We start from the raw sequence: 19,340 nt of genomic DNA, 5'->3' as shown, positions 1-19,340 counted from the left end.
GGCCTTCCCGGCATCCCGTCACCGACCGCCCGCCCGCGTCCGTCCCGCGGCGCGGGCGGTTTCGTGTGTGCCGGGACGGTGTGACGGGCCGCGGCCGGGGCATCCGCAGGTCCGGAGGTGGGGTGGAGATGGAGACGAGCGCCATGTCCCGCTTCGGGCGGACCCGGTCCCGGGCCCGACGAGCGGCGAAAGGCTCGGTGACGGAGGGGGCCGCGCGCGCCGGACTGACCGCGCGCGGCGTGATCTACCTGCTGGTCGGGGTGCTGGCGCTGCGGATCGCCTTCGGCGACGGCCACGAGCAGGCCGACCGCAGCGGCGCGCTGGCCACGCTCTCGCACACGCCGTTCGGCGCGGTGCTGCTGTGGGCCCTGGGCGCCGGACTGGCCGGCATGGCCCTGTGGCGGCTGTCCGAGACGGTGTTCGGCTCCGTCGGCCCGGACGGCCGCAAACCGGTCAAGCGGCTGCAGGCCGCCGTCCGCTGCGCCTTCTACGTCTCCGCCGCCTGGTCCGTGCTGGCCCTCGCGGCGGGCACCGGCGGCAGGCCCCGCTCCAGCGACCAGCAGTCCCGGGACGTCACGGCCCGGGCCCTGGCCGTACCGGCCGGGCAGTGGCTCGTCGGCGCGGCGGGCGTGGGCATCGCGGTGGCCGGCGTGTGCATCGGCGTCCAGGCGCTGCGCCGCAGCTACCGCGACAAGCTGGACCTCGGCGGGCTCTCCCGCACCACCCGCCGCCTGGTGGACGTCACCGGGGTGGGCGGCGGCACCGCGCGGGGAGTGGTGTTCGCGGCGGCCGGGGTCTTCGCGGTACGGGCCGCCGTCGACTTCCGGCCCCAGCAGGCCAAGGGGCTGGACGACACGCTGCGCTCGTTCGCCGGTACCCCCGCCGGACCGTGGCTGCTGGCGCTGGTCGCGGCGGGTCTGGCGCTGTTCGGCCTGTTCTCGTTCGTGCTGGCCCGGCTGCGTCGCGTCTGAGCCGCGCCGGGCGGGGAACCCGGGGCAGATGAACGATGACGAGCTGCCACCCGACGACCGGGCCGTGGAGGCGTACCTCGACCTGCTGCGGGTCCGGATGCCCGAGGACGACTACGAGATGCTGCTCACCGTCGTGGACCCGGTGCTGCGCGCCATCCACGAACAGGGGGACCAGGGGGTGCCGACCGCGGACTTCCCGCTGGACGGCCCCCAGGCGCAGGGCCTGCCCCAGGAGATACGCGACGAGGCCGCCCTGGTCATCGCCACCGCGGTCACCGGCAGGCTGGACAACGAACTGGTCGTCCTCGACATCGAGGAGACCGGCCCGGTACGGGTGGTCACCGACGCCGTGACCGCCTCGGACCCCTCGCGCCTGACGGAGATCGCCGACTACATCCGCGACCGCCACCGGGAGACCGAGGAACTGCGCGGCATCGCCGCGGCGAGCGACCTGCCCACCGATTTCTGACCGGTCGGCCACCACTTCCGGTCGTCCGGCCGACCACTTCTGACCGACCGGCCCACCACCGCGTTCACCGCTGGGGCGTCGGCACCTCGACGTCCAGCGGGCGGGCCAGGCCCACCACGCCCTCGTCCAGGCGCTGCAGATGGCGCAGCACCCGGTCGGTGACCCGCCCGTAGCGGGGCGTGCCCGGGGTGCCGCCGGACTCCAGCAGGGAGGCGATGCTCGGCCCCGTCTCGATCCGCGCCGTGGCGTGCTCGTCGGCCACGTGCGCGGTGAGCGCCGCGATGTTGTGCGTGATCCGGGCGCACGCGCGGCGCAGCCGGGGATCGGCGGCGATCGAGGGATGCGTGGGCAGCAGCTCGGCGGTCGCGGCCAGCGAGCGCGCGTGGTAAGCGCAGGTCTCCAGCAGCGCGAGCAGGTACTCGGCCGTGTTGCGCCGCGCCCGCAGCGGCGTGATCGGGTGCGTCAGCGGCTGCACGGCCGCCCGCAGGTCGCTCAGCGCCTGGTCCAGATCGCGGGCCTGGTCCAGCAGGTCGTTCTGCGGACCGCCGCTGAGCTGGTCGACGGCGGCGCCGGTGACGTCGGCGAGGCGTTCGAGGACCGTCACGAGCAGTTCGTCCGTACGCCGGTCGGTGCGCACCGGCAGCACCACCGCCGCCGCGATGATCCCGCAGGCCGCGCCCAGCGCCGTCTCCTCCACGCGCAGCACGAGCACCGCCAGGCTGTAGGTGTGCAGCAGCGTGTAGAGCAGGCCCAGCGCCGCGGTGACGAAGAACGACATCAGCGTGTACGACAGCGGGGCCGTGTAGAACATCGCGAACACGAACAGCAGCACCAGCGCCAGCGCCGTCCAGGTGTGCGGCCCGACCAGGCCGGCCAGCACGATACCGGCCACCACGCCCAGCACCGTGCCCAGCAGCCTGCGGTAGCCCTTGACCAGGATCTCGCCCGTGGACGAGGTGTTGATGAAGACGATCCAGCAGGTCAGCACCGCCCAGTACCAGCGCTGGCTGGAGAGGAACTCACCGCCGACGATGGCCAGGGTCGAGCCCAGCGCGACCTGCACCGCGGCCCGGGTGGTGGGCCGCCGCAGCCCGGTCGGGACCTCCTCCTCGGCCCGCTCGGCCTCCTCGGCGCCCTCGATCGCGGCGTCCTCGGCGTCCAGCTCCTCCCGCGAACGCACGGTCGCCGGGGCGTCGTCGGACTCGTCGTCCTGCGCCGCGCCCAGCGCGAGCCGCAGCCCGAGGACCGCCCGCGTGGCCTCGCCGATGCCGCGGAAGACGTCCTGCACGGCGGGCGAGGCGGGCGGCAGGTTCTCCTCGTCGCGGTAGCCGAGGAGCCGGTTGCGCACATGCGCCATCGCGGTCCCGCCGCCCTCCCCGACCGGCCGCAGCGCGAGCAGGCCCAGCGCCGCCAGGTCGCGGCGCAGGACGTCGGTGGCCGCCTCCCGCACCGGCAGGTGCCCGCCGGTGGGCAGCGGCGCCCCGGGCAGGTGCAGCGTGAGCGTGTCGGCCCGTTCGCTGCTGCGCGCGTTCAGCACGAGCAGCCCCAGCCGCTCGGCCGAGATCTCGGCGCCCGCGATCCTGCGCTGCACCAGCCGGGCCACGGACGGGTCGGAGGCGCCCTCCTCCAGCCGGCTCTGGATCATCATGGCCGTCTCGTGCAGCCGGGCCGTGCGCTCGCGCACCGTGCCCAGGACCTTGTCCACCTCGCCGGGCCCCGCGTCCAGCAGCTCCAGGTGCGCGGCCACCAGTTGGGCCAGCCGCACCCGGAACGCCTCGCGCAGCCGCTGCAGGATGCCCGCGGGAGTCTCGTAGACGATCGCGAAACGCAGCAGCGCGCTGGACCCGAACGCGACCGCGATGACGCCGTACAGCCCCGGCAGCGTGTGCACGGTGGCGCCGACGAACAGGGACATGAAGTAGATCTGGAAGCCGATCAGGCCGAGCGCGTTGCCCCGGTCGCCGAACCGTCTGCTGTAGACGGCGCAGAAGATCAACGCGACGAAGAAGACGTCCCCGGCGATCACGCGCGCGTTCAGCAGCGCGGCCAGCGACACGGACGCCAGCGCCACCAGCAGGCCCAGCGCCAGGGTGACGGCCTGCTGCCCGCGCAGCTTCTCCCGGATGGCGAAGGTGGCCGCCATGGACGCGATCGCCCCGGCCACCAGATGGGGGACGGGGGCGCGCAGCGCGGCGAGCACGGCCAGGGTCAGCGCTATCGAACCGACCGTCCGCGAGCCCGCGGCCAGCCGCAGCAGTCCGGGATCGGATGCCGTGACGCGATCCCGCAGCCGTGCCCGGACCGATCCCTGCGCCGCTTTCACGCTGCCGTACTCTCCCGATCCCCGTGATGATCCGCTCGTCCAGCATCGCACGCCGCCGCCGGGCCGCCTCGGGCGGCCCGGCGGCGCGGCACCCGGCTCACGACGAGCTGGCCCGCGTCTTCTCGACGTGCTCCTTGACCTGCTCGGTGGTCATGTACGCGTCCGTGTACTCGAAGTCCTTCAGCTTGGCCGGCTTGCGGGCCTGGAACCCGGTGCGCACGAAGTCGTCGCCGGCCACCGCGTTGAGCAGCCAGTTGGTGATCACCCTGGTCTTGGCGACGTTGGTGCGCAGCGCCCCGAGGTGGTAGCCGCGGGCCACCGCCTGGGCGGGCACCCCGTGCAGTTCCACCCCGAGCGGCTTGGCGACCGCGTCGGCGCCGCCGAGGTCCACGACCAGGCCGAGGTCCTTGTGCTCGTAGCGCCGCATGGGCTGGTGGCGCAGGGCCGCGATGACGTTCTCCGCGACCCGCCGGCCCTGCCGCATGGCGTGCTGCGCGGTCGGCGGGCACACCGCGCCGTCGTCCTTGGCGAGGTCCGGCACGGCCGCGGCGTCGCCGAGCGCGAACACCCCGTCGTGGCCGGGCAGGCACATGTCGGCATCGACCGCGAGCCGCCCCTTGACCGTCTCCGCGCCCAGGGTGGCGATCAGCGGAGAGGCCACCACGCCCGCGGTCCAGATCAGGGTGCGGGTGGGCACCACCCGGCCGTCGGTGAAGGTGACCTCCTCCGGGCCCGCCTTGGCGATGGACACGCCGAGCGAGATCTCGATGCCCCGGCGCCGCAGGTCCTCCTGGGCGCTGCGGCCGAGCTTGTCGCCCAGCTCCGGCATCAGCTTGGGCGCGATGTCGATCAGGTGCCACTTGATCAGCGCCGGGTCCAGGCGCGGGTAGCGTTTGACGGCGGCGTGCGTCAGCCGTTGCAGGCACGCGGCCGTCTCGGTGCCGGCGTACCCGCCGCCGACGACCACGAACTGCAGCCGCGAGGCGCGCTCGGTCGGGTCGTCGCTGGCGTCGGCCAGGTCGAGCTGGGTGATGACGTGGTCGCGGATGTAGGCGGCCTCGGCGAGCGTCTTCATGCCGAAGGCGTGCTCGGTCAGGCCCGGGATGTCGAAGGTGCGGGTGATGCTGCCGGGGGCCAGCACGATGTAGTCGTACGGCTCGTCGACGATGCGGTCGGTGATGGTGCGGATCAGGCAGACCTTGGCCTTCAGGTCCACACCGATGGCGCCGCCCGGGATGATGCGGGTGCGGTACTTCTTGCTGCGGCGCAGCGAGATCGCGATCGACTGGGGCGTCAGCACGCCGGAGGCGACCTGGGGCAGCAGCGGCAGGTAGAGCTGGTAGGCGAACGGCGTCACCAGGGTGACATCGGCTTCGGCGGGGGAGAGCATGCGCTCCAGGCGGCGCACGCACTCCACTCCGGCGAAACCTGCGCCGACCACCAGGATCCTGGGTCGTGTCACGGTGTTTCTTCCCTTCTGCGGCTCCAGGCGGTGTGTCTCGACGCCATGCGCCTGCCCCTGGATCGCCGCTTCGCACCTCATCGATCCCACCGTGCCGCCGGCCCGCCCGCTCACCCGGACGACGGCCGCACACATGTGTCGATCACCACCATGCACGCCCCGGGCCGTCGGCGCACCAGAAACAGCCGTACCAGCCGTACCGGCCGTCCGGGCACATCCGGGCATCCGGGCGTTCCGGGGGGACGCCTCAGTGCCGCCGGGGCCGTGCGCGGTCCGGGCGGGCCGCGGCCCGCCGTGCCCCGGCCCGCTGGCCCGGCACCGGCCCCGAGCCGCCGTCGATGTGGCACAGCAGCAGGCACACGTCGTCGTCGCGTTCGGAGTCGCTCAGCATCGGGCCGAGCACCCGGTCCGCCGCGCCCTCCAGGTCCGTGTCCAGCTCGTCCGTGCCGAACCGGCCGAGCGTCCCCGCCAGCCGCTCGATGCCCGGGTCTATGCCCTGCGCGCGCCGCTCCACCAGGCCGTCGGTGTACAGCGCCAGCGTGGAGCCGGGGGAGAGACGGACGGTGTGGTCGGCGATCTCCTGGTCCAGCGGGATGCCGAGCATCGCGCCCGGCTTGTCGTCCAGGACCCGCACCCGCCCGTCCGGCTCGCGCAGCACGGGCGGCGGATGGCCCGCGGCCGCCCAGGTGACCGTCGGATCGTCCGGGTGGAACCGGGCGATGACCGCGGTGGCGTACAGATCGGGCTGCAGGTGGTGCAGGAACACGTGCAGCCGGGTCAGCAGCCGCCCGGGGCTGCCGCCGTCCACGGCGTACGCGCGCAGCGCCGTGCGCAACTGGCTCATCATCACGGCCGCCCGCAGCCCGTGCCCGGTGACGTCGCCGATGACGGTGATCAGGCTCCCGTCGGGCTGCCGGAAGGCGTCGTACCAGTCGCCGCCGATGTTCAGCCCGCGGGTGGCCGGCAGATAGCGCGCCGCCAGCCGCAGCCCCGGCGTGGTGGGCAGCTCGGTCAGCAGCGCCCGTTGCAGGGTCTCGGCGATGTCCCGGTTGTGCTCGTAGCGGCGCGCGTTGTCCAGGGCGTTGCTGGCCCGCCGGGCCAGCTCGATCAGCATGACGGCGTCGTCGGGGTCCCAGCGCGTCCCGGGCGGCGGCGGGGAGAGCGTCAGCACGCCCAGCGGGCCGCCGCGCGCGGGCAGCGGGAGGCACAGCAGGGGCCGGCCCGGGTCCAGCACGGACGGCGGCCGGTCCTCGACGCCCGGCAGCCGTCCGGCATGGTCGGCGGCATACTGCGGCCGCCCGGTACGGGCCGCCAGCACCGCGGCCGCCGGACGCGCGGCGGTCCGCCGGGCGTCCTCCTCCTGGTCGAACAGCCATACGTCGACGCTGCCGGCGTACCGCGGCACCAGCAGCTCCGGCAGCCGGCCCACGATCTCCTCATGGTTGAGCGAGGCCGTCAGCGCGGCGCTGGCGTCCGCCAGGAAGCGCAGCCTGCGCCGGGCCTCCTCCGCCTCGGTGTGCGCCGCGCGCTCGGCGGCGAACGCCTCGCGCTGGGCCAGCCCGGCCGCGTCCAGCTCGGCGTGCAGCACCAGGACGCCCTGGTTGGTCTGGTGGAGTTCCTCCCGGTGGAAGGCGACCAGTTCCTCCTGCTCGGCCAGTTTCCCGAGCACCACGGCGGTGTCCTCGTCGGCGTCCAGCAGCGCCTGCGCCAGGGCGGCCGCGTCCTGCGGTACGTCGCCCGGCGGGACGTCCGCCGGTTCGGGGCAGGCGACGCCGGTGTGCCACGGCGGCTCGCCGGCCGCGCTCGTCTCCCGGTCCGGGACCAGGGTGACGTGCAGGAACCCTTCCCGCACGCCGGGCGCCGGGGGCTGCACGAACAGGCGCCAGGTGCCGCCCTTGGTCAGGCAGGTGCGCAGCCGGGCGCCGAGATCGGCGGCCAGCCGGGTGCGTTCGCGTACCGGTACCCCGTACGCGGCGGCCAGGCGGGTGGTGGCCACCCGGGCGCGGGCCGCGTCGACGACGCCGTCGATCCGCCAGTCACGTGTCATGGATGCTCCGGCGGTACGGGGGCGAGGACGGCCACGGCGGTGTCGTCCCGCACCGGGCGGGCCGCGCCGACGACGTCACGGACGATCCGCGCCGGGTCCTGGCCGGCGCCGCCGTGCCCCGCCCGACCACGCCGTGCAGGGGGAAGGCGTCGGTGGCGGGGCCGGCAGGTGCCGGGGCCGTGCCGGGCGAGCGGGTGGTGGAGCAGCCGTCGCGCGGGGCCGCGGCCACGTCCCGTACCCCCGGGCTGTGATCCACCGCAGCCACCCGCACCACCGTCTCCGGTTCCCCGTCCGTAGCCGGACCTGGCGCGCCGGCGTCCGTACGGCGCCCGTCGAGGCCGGCCAGGGCCGCGGCGTCCCCCGCGGCCGCCCGCGCCTCGCCCACCCGGGACGTCTCGCCCACCCGGGACGTGTCCTGCACCGGCAGGTCCCACTCCCGCGCCATCACAGCACCTCCCGCGCACGCGGGGGCCGGGCCGCCCACGAGGTCACGGTGACGGTCGTCCCCGAGCCGGGCGCGCTGTCCACCGCGAACTCGTGCACCAGCCGCCGGGCGCCGCCCAGGCCCATGCCCAGGCCGCCGCCGGAGGTGTAGCCGTCGGTCAGCGCCCGGTCCAGGTCCGCGATGCCCGGCCCCTCGTCGCTGAAGACCAGCCGCAGCCCGGAGGCCCGCCCGTCGCGCATGTGCACCGCCTCCATCTGCCCGCCTCCGCCGTGCACCAGCGTATTGCGGGCCAGTTCACTGGCCGCGGTGACCAGTTTGGTCTGGTCCACCAGGCCGAAGCCGAGCCGTGTCGCCGACTGGCGGACGTGCTGCCGCACCCAGACGAGATCCAGGTCCGAACCGATCGGCAGGCAGGCTGCCACGCCCGTCGGCGCCTCCATCAGCGTCTCCCCGGTCGGGTGCCGCCGGGAAGGGAGGCCGGGTCCTGGCCGGTGAGCGGCCGCGGGGCGGTCTCGCCGGCCTGCGCGACCGGGACGTGTCCCGTGGCGGGCCGGTAGAAGTCGTGGGTCACCGCTCACCCGCACCGTACTGGGCCGGCCGGCCGGTGCCGGGCCGGCCCGGGGCGGCGGCCGGGGTGCAGGGAAGGCCGGCGGCGGGCGGCTCCGCCGCGGGCGGCCGCGGGACGGCCAGGTCGTTCGTCGCGTCCAGGGGTGTCGGCCTCGCACGAGTGGGCGCGGTGCCCGGCCGGCGCGACCGCTCGCGAGCACCCGGCCGTCCGCCGCGGCGCCCCCCGCCCTGCCGCCGCTCGCTGCTCCGGCACCCTGTTCCACTCCTCATCCGTGTCGCACCCTGCTCGCACCCGGAGCCCCGGACGACACGCGCCGCCACGCCGGGGCCGGCCTCAGCCCTGCCGCTCCGCGGCCGCCTCCGCCGCCCCGGGCTCCTGGTCGACCAGGGCCAGCGCCTCCTCGGTGCTCTCCGAGACCGGCACGGTGATGCTCACACCGGTGAGGTCGAGGATCCGCCGCACCGCCGGGGTGGGCGCGATGATGTGCACGCTGCCCGGCCGGTCACGGACCTCCTGGTACACCCGCAGGATGATGTTCATACCGGAGGAGTCCATGAAGGGCACCCCGGTCAGATCCAGCAGGAAGTGCCGCCGGCCGTGGTGGAGCTGGTTGGCCAGATGGGCCTGCAGCTCCGTCGCCGTGTCGACGTCCAGGTACCCCTCCACCGTGAGCAGGGCGACATCCTCACGGGGCACGGACACCTCGACGGACAGCGGGTTCTGGGCAATGGGCACGAGTACCTCCAACGAGTGCTGACTGCGCACCCGCGCCTACCCCTGGAACGCCGGCTCATGCACGGCCCCGCGAAAGCACCGCCGCGACCTCCGTCACGGCAGCGGTGTGCCGCCGGTGGCGTTGAGGATCCAGGCGGTGACGAAGCTCGCGCGCTCCGCGGCGAGGCAGACGTGCGCGGGCGCCGTCCCGGCCGACTGGGCGGGACGGCCCAGCGGCGCCTGCTTGCCGAACGCGTGGTCCAGCGGATGCGGGCTCGGCTGGTACGCCTGCACGGAGGCCGTGTCGATGATCGAGGCGCCGGCCCGCATGTGCGGCAGCGCCATCCTGAGCAGGCCGCTGCCCCGGGAGGAGTCCTCCCCGTGGTCCGGCGGCGGGTCCACCGGGCCGGTCCGGCCCGGGTGCTCCTGCCCCTGCTGCGGGAAGTCCGGCCGCGGGCGGCGGGTCCTCGGGTCCTGCGGGCGGTCGTCGGTCATGTGCACCTCCGGGGGTGTGGCCCCCGGGTCGTCGGCGGGCGTACGTCGTCGGTTCCAAGTGCCCCGCCGCGCACGGAGCACGCCCGCCGAACGAGTGATGGCCCTAGGCCACCCGGATGCCCACGATGCAGGTGTCGTCGTCCGTGTCCGATCTGCTGTAGGTCAGCAGCCGGTCCAGCTGCTGGTCCAGTGTCTTGGGCGCCGAACGGGCCGTGGTCAGCAGATGGCTCAGCGACTCCTCCACGGACCGGTCCCGCCGCTCGATCAGACCGTCGGTGTACATCAGCAGCGTGTCGTCCGCCGCGAACTGCACCTCTGCCTCCTCGTAGCGGGCCTCCGGCACCGCGCCCAGCAGCATGCCCCGCACCAGCGGCAGCGGCGTGGCCTCCGCCCCGCGGACCACCACGGGCGGCAGGTGGCCCGCGCGGGCCCAGCGCAGGGTGCGCCGGTCCGGGTCGTACAGGGCGCACACCGCGGTGGCGGTCACCGCGCCGGTCAGATGGTGGGCCACGATGTTCAGCCACGACAGCAGTTGCCCCGGCCCCGCGCCGGTCACCGCGAGCCCGCGCAGCGCGTTGCGCAGCACGACCATGCTGGTGGCGGCCTCTATGCCGTGCCCGGCGACATCGCCCACGCAGAGCAGCACAAGACCGGAGGGCAGCACCACCGCGTCGTACCAGTCGCCGCCCACCAGATGCTCGGTCTCGGCCGGCCGGTAGCGCACCGCGACCTCCATCCCGGACACCTTCAGCGGGGCCTGGGTCGGCGGCATGATGGCGTGCTGCAACTGCAGCGTCAGCCGGTTGCGCTCGGCCGCCTGCTGCTCGGTGTGGGCGAGCTGGTCCCGGGTGGCGGCGAGCGCCACCTCCGTCCAGTGCTGGGCGGAGATGTCCTGGTAGGCGCCGCGCACCGCGAACAGCCTGCCGTCGGTGTCCAGGACCGGCTCGCACACCACCCGGATGTGCCGGGTCACCCCGTCAGGACGCTGCAGCCGGAAGGCCGCGGAGGCCGGGCGGCGCCGGTGCAGCACCGTGCGCAGGAACCGGCCGAGGGCCACGGCGTCGTCGGGATGGGCGTGCGCGGGCAGCTCCTCCAGCGGTACCGGCATGCTCGACGGCGACCTGCCGTAGAGGTGGAACAGCTGGTCGTTCCAGGTGATCTCGCCCGTCAGCAGGTTCTCCTCGAAACCGCCGATCCGGCCGAGGCGCTGGGCGTGCTGGAGCAGGCTGGCCAGCCGCGCCGTCTCGTCCTCGATCCGCCAGATCAGCAGCACGCTGCTGCCGTGCCGGCTGATGCTGATGTCGGCGACCGCGGACAGCGAGACCTGGTCCACCAGCGCGGTCAGCTGCATCCGGCGGCCCCGGAACGGCTCGCCCGTCGCGTACACCCGCTCCACCCGCTGGAACAGCTCGCTCTTCCCGGCGGCCATCGGGTACGCCTCCAGCAGCAGCGCGCCGCTGATCACCGCGCGCGGCCGGCCCGCCGGGTCGAGGAAGCGGTTGTTGACGTGCTGGATGCGGAAGTCCACCAGCTGCCCGGAGCTGTCGACGCTGGGCACCAGGACGAGCGCCGGGTCGTGCAGCCCGTCGGCCAGGTCCATCAGCTCGGCCGCGTCCGGCAGCACCCGCGGCTCCTGCCCCGGCTCCTGGCGCAGGGTGTACGTCTCCAGGGTGTGCGCGCACAGCTCGGCCAGCGCCTCGACCTGCCGCACCACCTGCGGCGGCTGCGGCTCCAGCGGCCCCGGCCAGGCGATCTCCAGCACCCCGTGGATCCGGCCCCCGGTACCGGCGGGCACCGCCACCCGGCCGCCCTCCGGGTGCGGGTGCCGGCCGATGGTGGGCAGGCCGGTCCCGGCCAGCGAGGTGAACCACTGCCCGGTGCGCTCGGTCAGGCCCCGGCGGGCCACCGTGTCCACCTCCGGCGGCACATAGCGCCACCGGGTGGCCTCGGCCGGGGAGAAGCCCGCGCTGCCCGCCAGGGTGAGCGAGCCGTCCGCGCCCGCCGCCCACACCGCCACGGCCACCGCGCCGAGCGGGCGCAGCGCGTGCTCCAGCAGCGAGTCGGCGACGGCCTGGGTGTCGTCGGCGGCCAGCGCGCCGCTCTCCGCGGCGCGCAGCCGCACGGCGGCCGGGTCGCGCTCGGGCGTCCCGGTGGTGGCGGCCAGGAAGGCGTCCGTGACCTCCGACACCCGGTCCCGGGCGGCCTGGTTGATGACCTCCACCGCGAACTCCAGCGGCGTCACCCTGGCCTGCTCCGCCAGGTCCGCGAGCTGCTTGGCCGCCTGCGCCGGGCCGCAGCCCAGGCGTTCGACCAGGATGCCCTTGGCCAGCTCGACCAGCGCCCGGCCCTCGGCCTCCGCCTGCGCGGTACGGACCTCGCTGCGCAGCCGCTCCACGGTGGCGGCCAGCCGGCCGACCGGGGAGTGCGCCGCGCCGCCCGCCGACTCCCGGCGCGCCGGGCCGTCGGCGTGGTACTCGGCCGCGTCCGTGGACGGTTGCGGACGCGGCCCGGCCCCGGTGGGCTCGCTCGGCTGCTCGGTGGTGCTCACGATGCGAACGCTCCTCGGCTGGACGGCGCTGGGGTGCGGTGCGGGCCACGCCCTGCTGACCCCGCGCCGGCGGCCGGCGGCGCGGGCACCGGTGTGCTCACGCCGACAGCCAGCGCCGGACGCAGGCGATCAGGTCGTGGGTGTCGACGGGCTTGGTGACGTAGTCGCTGGCGCCCGACGCCAGGGACTTCTCCCGGTCGCCCGGCATCGCCTTCGCGGTGACGGCGATGATGGGCAGCTCGGCGTACTGCGGCAGCTTGCGGATCTCCGCGGTGGCCGTGTAGCCGTCCATCTCGGGCATCATCACGTCCATCAGGACCATCGCGATGTCCGGGTGGGCGACCAGCGTCTCGATGCCCTTGCGGCCGTTCTCCGCGTGCAGCACCCGGAAGCCGTACAGCTCCAGGATGCCGCTCAGCGCGAAGAGGTTGCGCGCGTCGTCGTCCACCACCAGGACCGTACGGCCCTGGAAGGAGTCGTCGACCGGCGGCGCCAGGTCCTGCGGGTCGTCGGCGCGCACCAGGGACAGCACGTCCCCTGGTTCCTCGGCCGACAGGTGCAGGGCGATCCGCTCGCGCAGCTCGTCCAGGCTGGAGAGGAACTCCAGCGCCCCGTCGTCGTGGTGCGAGCGCAGCGCCTCGGCCCGGGCCACGTCCGGCCGGTGACCGCTGTGTATCAGCACCGGCACGCCCGCCAGGCCCGAGTCGCCCGCCAGCGCCTGGAGGAACCGGCCCGCCTCACCGTCGGGCATGTCCAGGTCGAGGATGACGCAGTGGCACGGCTCGGCGGCCAGCGCGCCCGCCGCCTCCTGCGCCCCCACCGCCGTGATCACGTCCACCGCGGGGGGCGTGGTGCCGTCGTCCGGGCTGTGCCGGGCCAGGTCCGCCACCACGCTCTCGGCGACCAGGGTCAGCAGCCCGCGCGAGCGCTCCTCCACCACCAGCAGCCGGCGCGGCCGCTGCCGGGGCGGGCCCGCGGTGACGGCGGCGACCGTCTGGGCGGCGGCCGAGACCAGCTCGGCCGGCTCCCGGTGCGCGGACCGGCCGCTGCCGAGCAGCTGCTCGTAGTCGGGCCGGGCCACCGGCAGGTACAGCGTGAACGTGCTGCCCCGGCCCGGCACGCTGTCCACGGCCACGGCACCGCCGAGCAGATGGGCGATCTCCCGGGTGATGGAAAGACCCAGGCCGGTCCCGCCGTACTTGCGGCTGGTGGTGCCGTCCGCCTGCTGGAACGCGCCGAAGATGGTCTCCAGGTGCTGTTCGGGGATGCCGATGCCGGTGTCCTTGACCCGGAAGGCGACGACGGCGCCGCCGCGCACCACCCCCTTGGGTACCTCGCCGTCCGCCGCCGGTTCGATGGACAGCTCGACGCCGCCCTGCTCGGTGAACTTCACCGCGTTGGACAGCAGGTTGCGCAGCACCTGCCGCAGCCGCGAGTCGTCGGTGAGCAGGTCGGCCGGCGCGCCCGCCGCCGTGGCCACCGTGAACTCCAGGCCCTTCTGGGTCGTCATCGGCCGGAAGGTGGCTTCGACGTACTCGATGAGCCGGTCCAGGGACACCCGCTCCGGGGTGACGTCCATCTTGCCGGCCTCGACCTTCGACAGGTCCAGGATGTCGTTGATCAGCTGGAGCAGGTCGCTGCCCGCGGAGTGGATGATGCCCGCGTACTCGACCTGCTTGGGGGTGAGGTTGCGCGAGGGGTTCTGGGCGAGCAGCTGGGCGAGGATCAGCAGGCTGTTGAGCGGGGTGCGCAGCTCGTGGCTCATGTTGGCCAGGAACTCCGACTTGTACTTGGAGGCCAGCGACAGCTGCTGGGCGCGCGCCTCCAGTTCCTGCCGGGCCTGCTCGATCTGCAGGTTCTTCGCCTCGATGTCCCGGTTCTGCGTCGCCAGCAGGGACGCCTTGTCCTCCAGCTCGGCGTTGGAGCGCTGCAGTTCCTCCTGCTGCGCCTGCAACTCGGCCGAACGGGCCTGGAGTTCGCCGGTCAGGCGCTGCGACTCGTCGAGCAGCTCGTCGGTGCGGGCGTTCGCCACGATCGTGTTGACGTTGACGCCGAGCGCCTCGCGCAGCTGCTCCAGGAAGTCCTGGTGGATGGGCGTGAACGCGGTGAGCGAGGCCAGCTCGATGACGCCGAGCACCTGGTCCTCGAAGAGGATCGGCAGCAGCACCAGCGCGGTCGGCACCGCCTGGCCGAGCCCGGAGGAGATGGTGACGTAGCCCGGCGGCAGCTCGTCGACGGTGATCGTGCGGCGGCTGCGCGCGGCCTGGCCGACCAGCGAGCGGCCGAAGGAGAACCGGGTGGGCCGCTCGTCGTCGTCCGGCCTGCCGTAGGAACCCACCAGCCGCAGCTCGGGGCCGCGCTCGCCGTCCTCGGCGAGGTAGAAGGCGCCGTACTGGGCCGACACCAGGGGGGTCAGCTCCTCCATGATCAGCTCGGCCACCACCGGCAGGTCCCGGTGGCCCTGCATCAGGCTGGAGATCCGGGCCAGGTTGGTCTTGAGCCAGTCCTGCTCCTGATTGGCCCGGGTGGTCTCGCGCAGGGACTCCACCATGGAGTTGATGTTGTCCTTCAGCTCGGCGACCTCGCCGGACGCCTCCACGGTGATCGAGCGGGTCAGGTCGCCCTCGGCCACCGCGCTGGCCACCGCGCCGATCGCCCGCACCTGGCGGGTCAGGTTGCCGGCCAGTTCGTTGACGTTCTCCGTCAGCCGCTTCCAGGTGCCCGAGACGCCCTCCACCTCGGCCTGGCCGCCGAGGCGTCCTTCGGTGCCGACCTCGCGGGCGACGCGGGTGACCTCGTCGGCGAAGGCGGAGAGCTGGTCGACCATCGTGTTGATGGTGGTCTTCAGCTCCAGGATCTCGCCGCGCGCGTCGACGTCGATCTTCTTCGACAGGTCGCCCCGGGCCACCGCCGTCGTCACCAGCGCGATGTTGCGCACCTGGCCGGTGAGGTTGTTGGCCATCGAGTTGACGTTGTCGGTGAGGTCCTTCCAGGTGCCGGCCACGTTCGGCACGTGCGCCTGGCCGCCGAGGCGTCCTTCGGTGCCGACCTCGCGGGCGACGCGGGTGACCTCGTCGGCGAACGCGGACAGCGTGTCCACCATGGTGTTGATCACGTCGGCCAGCGCGGCGACCTCGCCCTCGGCCGCCACGGTGATCTTGCGGGACAGGTCGCCGCGGGCCACGGCGGTGGCGACCTGGGCGATGGAGCGGACCTGGCCGGTCAGGTTCGACGCCATCACGTTGACGTTGTCGGTGAGGTCCTTCCAGGTGCCCGAGACGCCCTTGACGTCGGCCTGGCCGCCGAGGCGTCCATCGGTGCCGACCTCGCGGGCGACGCGGGTGACCTCGTCGGCGAAGGCGGAGAGCTGGTCGACCATCGTGTTGATGGTGTTCTTGAGTTCGAGGATCTCGCCGCGGGCGTCGACGGTGATCTTCTGGGAGAGGTCGCCCTTGGCCACCGCGGTCGCCACCTGGGCGACATTGCGGACCTGCGCGGTGAGGTTGCCCGCCATGAAATTGACCGAGTCGGTCAGGTCCCGCCAGGTGCCCTTGACGCCCTTGACGTCGGCCTGGCCGCCGAGCCGTCCTTCGGTGCCGACCTCGCGGGCGACGCGGGTGACCTCGTCGGCGAAGGCGGAGAGCTGGTCGACCATCGTGTTGATGGTGTTCTTGAGTTCGAGGATCTCGCCGCGGGCGTCGACGGTGATCTTCTGGGAGAGGTCGCCCTTGGCCACCGCCGTCGTCACCTGGGCGACATTGCGGACCTGATTGGTCAGGTTGCCCGCCATGAAATTGACGGAGTCGGTCAGGTCCCGCCACACACCGGCCACGCCGGGCACCTTCGCCTGGCCGCCGAGGCGTCCTTCGGTGCCGACCTCGCGGGCGACGCGGGTGACCTCGTCGGCGAACGCGGAGAGCTGGTCGACCATCGTGTTGACGGTCTCCTTCAGCTGCAGGATCTCGCCGCGCGCGGGCACGTCGATCTTCTGCGACAGGTCGCCCTTGGCCACCGCGGTCGCCACCTGGGCGATGTCCCGCACCTGCGTGGTCAGGTTCCCCGCCATGGCGTTGACCGAGTCGGTCAGGTCGGCCCAGGTGCCGGAGACGCCCGGCACCTCCGCCTGTCCGCCGAGCGTGCCCTCGGTGCCGACCTCCCGGGCCACCCGGGTGACCTCGGAGGTGAACACGGACAACTGGTCGACCATGCCGTTGAACACGGTCGCGATGTCGCCCATCAGACCGTCGGCGTCCTCCGGCAGCCGCGTGCCGAAATCACCGTCCCGCACGGCCGTGAGACCTGCCAGAAGCTGCCCCAGCTCCCGGTCGCCCGGCACGGCGTCGGCGACCTCGGTCCTGTCGCTGGTCATGCGCACCCTCGTCCCGCTCCCCAGGAGTCCTCGACGGCGAGGACTCGTCCACCCCACCGGGCCCGCGAGCCCGTGCCGCGGTCATGCGTCGGCGCATGTCACGGAATATGCACGATGAGAAAATACGCCGCAGATTAACCCAGCCGGACCGCCCCCGACAAAACCTCCCCGCCCTCCTGCCCCCGGCGGATCCGGTCGCGCCGAACCGTGCATGACCTCGCCCGATGCGGGTACCTGATGATTTTTTACCCACGGTCGGCGCCTGTCGCGCCACCCTCCGTGACGGGCCGTCGCATGCGAGCCCCGACGCCGGGGTAGCCGCAGCCTGTGGAGCCGCCGGCCGGACCGGCCCGGCGGCCCGTGACCGTCCGCCCGCCAAGGAAGGAACAGCGTGTCCATCGAGGAGATCTGGTCGTACCCGCCGCAGACCGGCCGTGCCGGGGAAGAGGACCTGACCGGGTTCAGCGTGGTCGCCGCCGACGGCGTCATCGGCCATGTGGACCGGGCGGCGGAGCACTCCGGGATGCGGCATCTGGTCGTGGACACCGGCGTCTGGGTGTTCGGCAAGAGCGTGCTGGTGCCGGTGGGCGTGGTCACCGGGATCGACCCGCAGGAGCGCCGGGTGACGGTCGGCTGCGCCCGGTCCGCGATCAAGGCGGCGCCCCGCTTCCGCACCGACAGCGAGACCATGGACCCGGCCTACCTGGCGCAGGTGGGGGAGTACTACCGCGGCCTGCCGCCCGAGGCGACCGGCACCACCGCCTGACGACACGGCGGCCCCGGGGCCCGTCGGGGCGGGGTCCCGGGGTCACCAGGGCAGGAAGACGTGCACGTCCTTGCCGCGGTCGTTGACGACGACACTGACCTGATCGCTCAGGGTGTGGATGAGGTGCCAGCCGATCCCCCCGCCGCCGTGGCTGGGGTGGAACGGGCGCGGCGCCGGTGGCGTCGTACTGGTGTCGCTCAGCGTCACATGCACCCCGTCGAAGGTACGGCGCAGGCGCAGCACGAACGGCCCCGGCGCGTACTGCACGGCGTTCGCGGCCAGCTCGGTGACGACCAGCAGGATGTCGTCCCAGTGCTCGGGGGCCGCCGGCAGCGCGGACCGTGCGAGGTCGTCGAGGAATTCCTCCGCGGCCAGGCGCGCACCCGTCACATGGTGCAGTTCGCCCGCGAAGCGAGCGGTGCGTGTCGGAATCCCCTCGGTAGCCAGTGTGTCGTCCCAATGCGGCTCGGTTGCCATCTTGCCTTCCCGGCCCGGCATACGCAGGGCGTAGCGAATCCTTTCCCTTCCCATCCGTCCCATGTCTAGTTCCCGTGCGCACGGAGGCTACGCGTCGGCATCCCGTGGGCCTCGTCTCCATGACGACGGCCCGGTGATCCGGCGCGGAAGGGGGACTCGGCGGACATGAGTTACGTCAATCCAGATCCAGGCCCAGATCCAGTACGGGAACCGGAACGGGCCACCGGGCCCGCGGCCGACGGGGGTGTGCCGCCCGGCGAGACCCCGCCCGCGGAGAGCAGCATGCCCGAGGCCGGGCCCCGGCAGCCGGACAGCACGTCCAGGGGCTGGGCGAAGGCCCCGCTCTTCGTCATCCTGCTCCTCGTCCTGGTGGTCGCCGCCGGTTTCCTGGCGTACGCCCTGGCGCTGATCTTCTGAGTCCGGGCGGGGTCCTCCGGGCTCAGCCCTGGGTGAGGCGCACGCACTCGGTGACGACCTCCCGCAGGCTCCCTGTCCGCTTGAGCAGCTCGCGCTGCGCCCGGGCGCCGTTCCCGCGCGTCAGCAGCGTGCCCAGGTCCGCGCGGGCCCGGTCGAGGTCGCCGCTGTCGGAGAGGGCGTCCGTGACATGGTCGAGCAGGGCCCGCAGCACGGACTCGGCCGGCATCCGCCGCATGGTCAGCGGATGCAGCAGCTCCCGGGACAGCCCGGCCCGGGCCGCCTGCCAGGCGGCCAGCCGCAGCAGGGAGACGCTGTGGTCCACGGGCGCGGTGCCGGCCCGCCACTCCCGGGCGGCGGTCTCCACCAGCGCGCGGGCGAGCGAGGCGAGCAGGCGGGCGGTGTCCGCGTGCAGGCACACGTCCGCGACGCGGATCTCCACGGTCGGGTACCGCTCGGACAGCCGTACGTCGAAGTAGGCCATCTTCTCGTCGAGGATCACCCCGGTGGCCACCATGTCGGCCACCCGCCGGTGGTAGCCCTCCGCCGACCCGAACAGCTCGGTGGGGCCCGCCGAGGGCCAGCGGCCCCACACCCGGCTGCGGTAGCTGTCGTACCGGCTGTCCTCACCCTGCCAGAACGGGGAGTTGCCGCTGAGCGCCAGCAGCACGGGCAGCCACGGGCGGATACGGTCCAGGACCGCGACGCCCTCCTCGTCGGACTCCACGGCCACATGCACGTGCATCCCGCAGACCAGCTGGTCCCGGGTGGCGATGGCGTACTGGTCGGCGAGCCACTGGTAGCGGCGGTTCATGCTGATGGTGGGGCTGACCGGCAGCGGGGAGGCGGCCAGCGCGGCCACCGCGCAGCCGATCTCGCCGGCGTGCCGGGCGGCCTCCTTGCGGCAGCGCACGATCTCCGCGCCGAGCGCGGCCATCTCCGTCTGGGGATGCGTGGCGAACTCCAGCATCTGGCCGTACAGCTCTTTCTCGAACACGTCCTGGTCCGCGTCGTCCGCCTCGGCCCGGGCCAGCACCGCCGCCGACAGCGCCCTGGGCTCCCCGGTCTCCGGGTCGACCAGAAGCAGTTCCTCCTCCACCCCGACGGTCCGCACTTCGCGCACCTCGTGCCGCCTTCCGTCCGCGTGCCGCCGACGCCGGACGAGTGCCGGGTCGTACGACCCCGAATGCCCAGGACCGGCGCGGCGCGGCGCCCGCCCCCGGCGTCCACACGAGGAGGTGCGGGCGGACTCGCAGGATCTAAGGGACGTTC

15 protein-coding genes are annotated in these 19,340 nt (G+C 73.8%); 4 read left to right on the top strand and 11 right to left on the bottom strand.

Going from position 1 to position 19,340, the window contains the following annotated elements:
- The first annotated feature begins 128 nt into the window (after positions 1-128).
- Complete coding sequence (locus ABZ858_RS07685; protein ID WP_361373750.1) at positions 129-971, top strand: DUF1206 domain-containing protein; 843 nt, start codon at positions 129-131, stop codon at positions 969-971.
- A 28-nt stretch (positions 972-999) separates the two neighbouring features.
- The gene (locus ABZ858_RS07680) at positions 1,000-1,440 is read left to right on the top strand and encodes a hypothetical protein (RefSeq protein WP_361373749.1); all 441 of its coding nucleotides are present in this window, start codon (positions 1,000-1,002) and stop codon (positions 1,438-1,440) included.
- A 64-nt stretch (positions 1,441-1,504) separates the two neighbouring features.
- Here ABZ858_RS07680 and ABZ858_RS07675 read toward each other — a convergent pair whose 3' ends face one another.
- The 9 genes from ABZ858_RS07675 to ABZ858_RS07635 all read right to left on the bottom strand — a co-directional run bounded on the left by ABZ858_RS07675 (position 1,505) and on the right by ABZ858_RS07635 (position 16,411).
- On the bottom strand, positions 1,505-3,763 hold the full coding sequence (locus ABZ858_RS07675) for an FUSC family protein (protein ID WP_361373748.1): 2,259 nt from the start codon (positions 3,761-3,763) through the stop codon (positions 1,505-1,507).
- Between the two features lie 97 nt (positions 3,764-3,860).
- On the bottom strand, positions 3,861-5,204 hold the full coding sequence (locus ABZ858_RS07670; protein ID WP_361374487.1) for an NAD(P)/FAD-dependent oxidoreductase: 1,344 nt from the start codon (positions 5,202-5,204) through the stop codon (positions 3,861-3,863).
- A gap of 268 nt (positions 5,205-5,472) precedes the next feature.
- Positions 5,473-7,272, bottom strand: a complete 1,800-nt coding sequence (locus tag ABZ858_RS07665) for a GAF domain-containing SpoIIE family protein phosphatase (RefSeq protein ID WP_361373747.1) — start codon at positions 7,270-7,272, stop codon at positions 5,473-5,475.
- Complete coding sequence (locus ABZ858_RS07660) at positions 7,262-7,717, bottom strand: hypothetical protein (protein ID WP_361373746.1); 456 nt, start codon at positions 7,715-7,717, stop codon at positions 7,262-7,264. The genes ABZ858_RS07665 and ABZ858_RS07660 overlap by 11 nt, the downstream gene beginning before the upstream one ends.
- Positions 7,717-8,157 (bottom strand): anti-sigma regulatory factor, encoded by a 441-nt coding sequence (locus tag ABZ858_RS07655; RefSeq protein ID WP_361373745.1) that lies wholly within the window; start codon positions 8,155-8,157, stop codon positions 7,717-7,719. The genes ABZ858_RS07660 and ABZ858_RS07655 overlap by 1 nt, the downstream gene beginning before the upstream one ends.
- Before the next feature lie 461 nt (positions 8,158-8,618).
- Entirely contained in the window at positions 8,619-9,020 is a 402-nt protein-coding gene (locus ABZ858_RS07650) for an STAS domain-containing protein (protein WP_361373744.1), read from the bottom strand.
- A gap of 93 nt (positions 9,021-9,113) precedes the next feature.
- Positions 9,114-9,494 carry a hypothetical protein gene (locus ABZ858_RS07645; protein WP_361373743.1) on the bottom strand — a complete coding sequence of 127 codons (381 nt, stop codon included), beginning with the start codon at positions 9,492-9,494 and terminating at the stop codon, positions 9,114-9,116.
- 103 nt (positions 9,495-9,597) lie between these two features.
- The gene (locus ABZ858_RS07640; RefSeq protein ID WP_361373742.1) at positions 9,598-12,042 is read right to left on the bottom strand and encodes a SpoIIE family protein phosphatase; all 2,445 of its coding nucleotides are present in this window, start codon (positions 12,040-12,042) and stop codon (positions 9,598-9,600) included.
- 97 nt (positions 12,043-12,139) lie between these two features.
- Complete coding sequence (locus ABZ858_RS07635; protein WP_361373741.1) at positions 12,140-16,411, bottom strand: HAMP domain-containing protein; 4,272 nt, start codon at positions 16,409-16,411, stop codon at positions 12,140-12,142.
- Positions 16,412-16,802: 391 nt separating this feature from the next.
- Between ABZ858_RS07635 and ABZ858_RS07630 the strand changes: the two genes are divergently transcribed.
- Positions 16,803-17,177, top strand: a complete 375-nt coding sequence (locus ABZ858_RS07630; protein ID WP_361373740.1) for a PRC-barrel domain-containing protein — start codon at positions 16,803-16,805, stop codon at positions 17,175-17,177.
- Between the two features lie 42 nt (positions 17,178-17,219).
- On the opposite strand, the gene ABZ858_RS07625 is transcribed toward ABZ858_RS07630, so the two are convergent.
- On the bottom strand, positions 17,220-17,654 hold the full coding sequence (locus tag ABZ858_RS07625) for an ATP-binding protein (RefSeq protein WP_361373739.1): 435 nt from the start codon (positions 17,652-17,654) through the stop codon (positions 17,220-17,222).
- 165 nt (positions 17,655-17,819) lie between these two features.
- Here ABZ858_RS07625 and ABZ858_RS07620 point away from each other — a divergent pair, with 165 nt between their 5' ends.
- On the top strand, positions 17,820-18,071 hold the full coding sequence (locus ABZ858_RS07620; protein WP_361373738.1) for a DUF6480 family protein: 252 nt from the start codon (positions 17,820-17,822) through the stop codon (positions 18,069-18,071).
- A 22-nt stretch (positions 18,072-18,093) separates the two neighbouring features.
- Here the strand turns inward: ABZ858_RS07620 and ABZ858_RS07615 are convergent, their stop codons facing one another.
- The gene (locus ABZ858_RS07615) at positions 18,094-19,182 is read right to left on the bottom strand and encodes a glutamate--cysteine ligase (protein WP_361374485.1); all 1,089 of its coding nucleotides are present in this window, start codon (positions 19,180-19,182) and stop codon (positions 18,094-18,096) included.
- Positions 19,183-19,340: the final 158 nt, after the last annotated feature.

This window comes from Streptomyces sp. NPDC047017, assembly GCF_040644175.1.
GTDB lineage: Bacteria > Actinomycetota > Actinomycetes > Streptomycetales > Streptomycetaceae > Streptomyces.
This window is presented reverse-complemented; position numbering and strand designations above follow the sequence as displayed.

Excerpts from the sequence above, each read along its gene's own strand:
- ABZ858_RS07685 (WP_361373750.1), top strand. The coding sequence starts at position 129 with ATGGAGACGAGCGCCATGTCCCGCTTCGGGCGGACCCGGTCCCGGGCC.
- ABZ858_RS07680 (WP_361373749.1), top strand. The coding sequence starts at position 1,000 with ATGAACGATGACGAGCTGCCACCCGACGACCGGGCCGTGGAGGCGTAC.
- ABZ858_RS07665 (WP_361373747.1), bottom strand. The coding sequence starts at position 7,272 with ATGACACGTGACTGGCGGATCGACGGCGTCGTCGACGCGGCCCGCGCC.
- ABZ858_RS07660 (WP_361373746.1), bottom strand. The coding sequence starts at position 7,717 with ATGGCGCGGGAGTGGGACCTGCCGGTGCAGGACACGTCCCGGGTGGGC.
- ABZ858_RS07655 (WP_361373745.1), bottom strand. The coding sequence starts at position 8,157 with ATGGAGGCGCCGACGGGCGTGGCAGCCTGCCTGCCGATCGGTTCGGAC.
- ABZ858_RS07645 (WP_361373743.1), bottom strand. The coding sequence starts at position 9,494 with ATGACCGACGACCGCCCGCAGGACCCGAGGACCCGCCGCCCGCGGCCG.
- ABZ858_RS07635 (WP_361373741.1), bottom strand. The coding sequence starts at position 16,411 with ATGACCAGCGACAGGACCGAGGTCGCCGACGCCGTGCCGGGCGACCGG.
- ABZ858_RS07625 (WP_361373739.1), bottom strand. The coding sequence starts at position 17,654 with ATGGCAACCGAGCCGCATTGGGACGACACACTGGCTACCGAGGGGATT.
- ABZ858_RS07620 (WP_361373738.1), top strand. The coding sequence starts at position 17,820 with ATGAGTTACGTCAATCCAGATCCAGGCCCAGATCCAGTACGGGAACCG.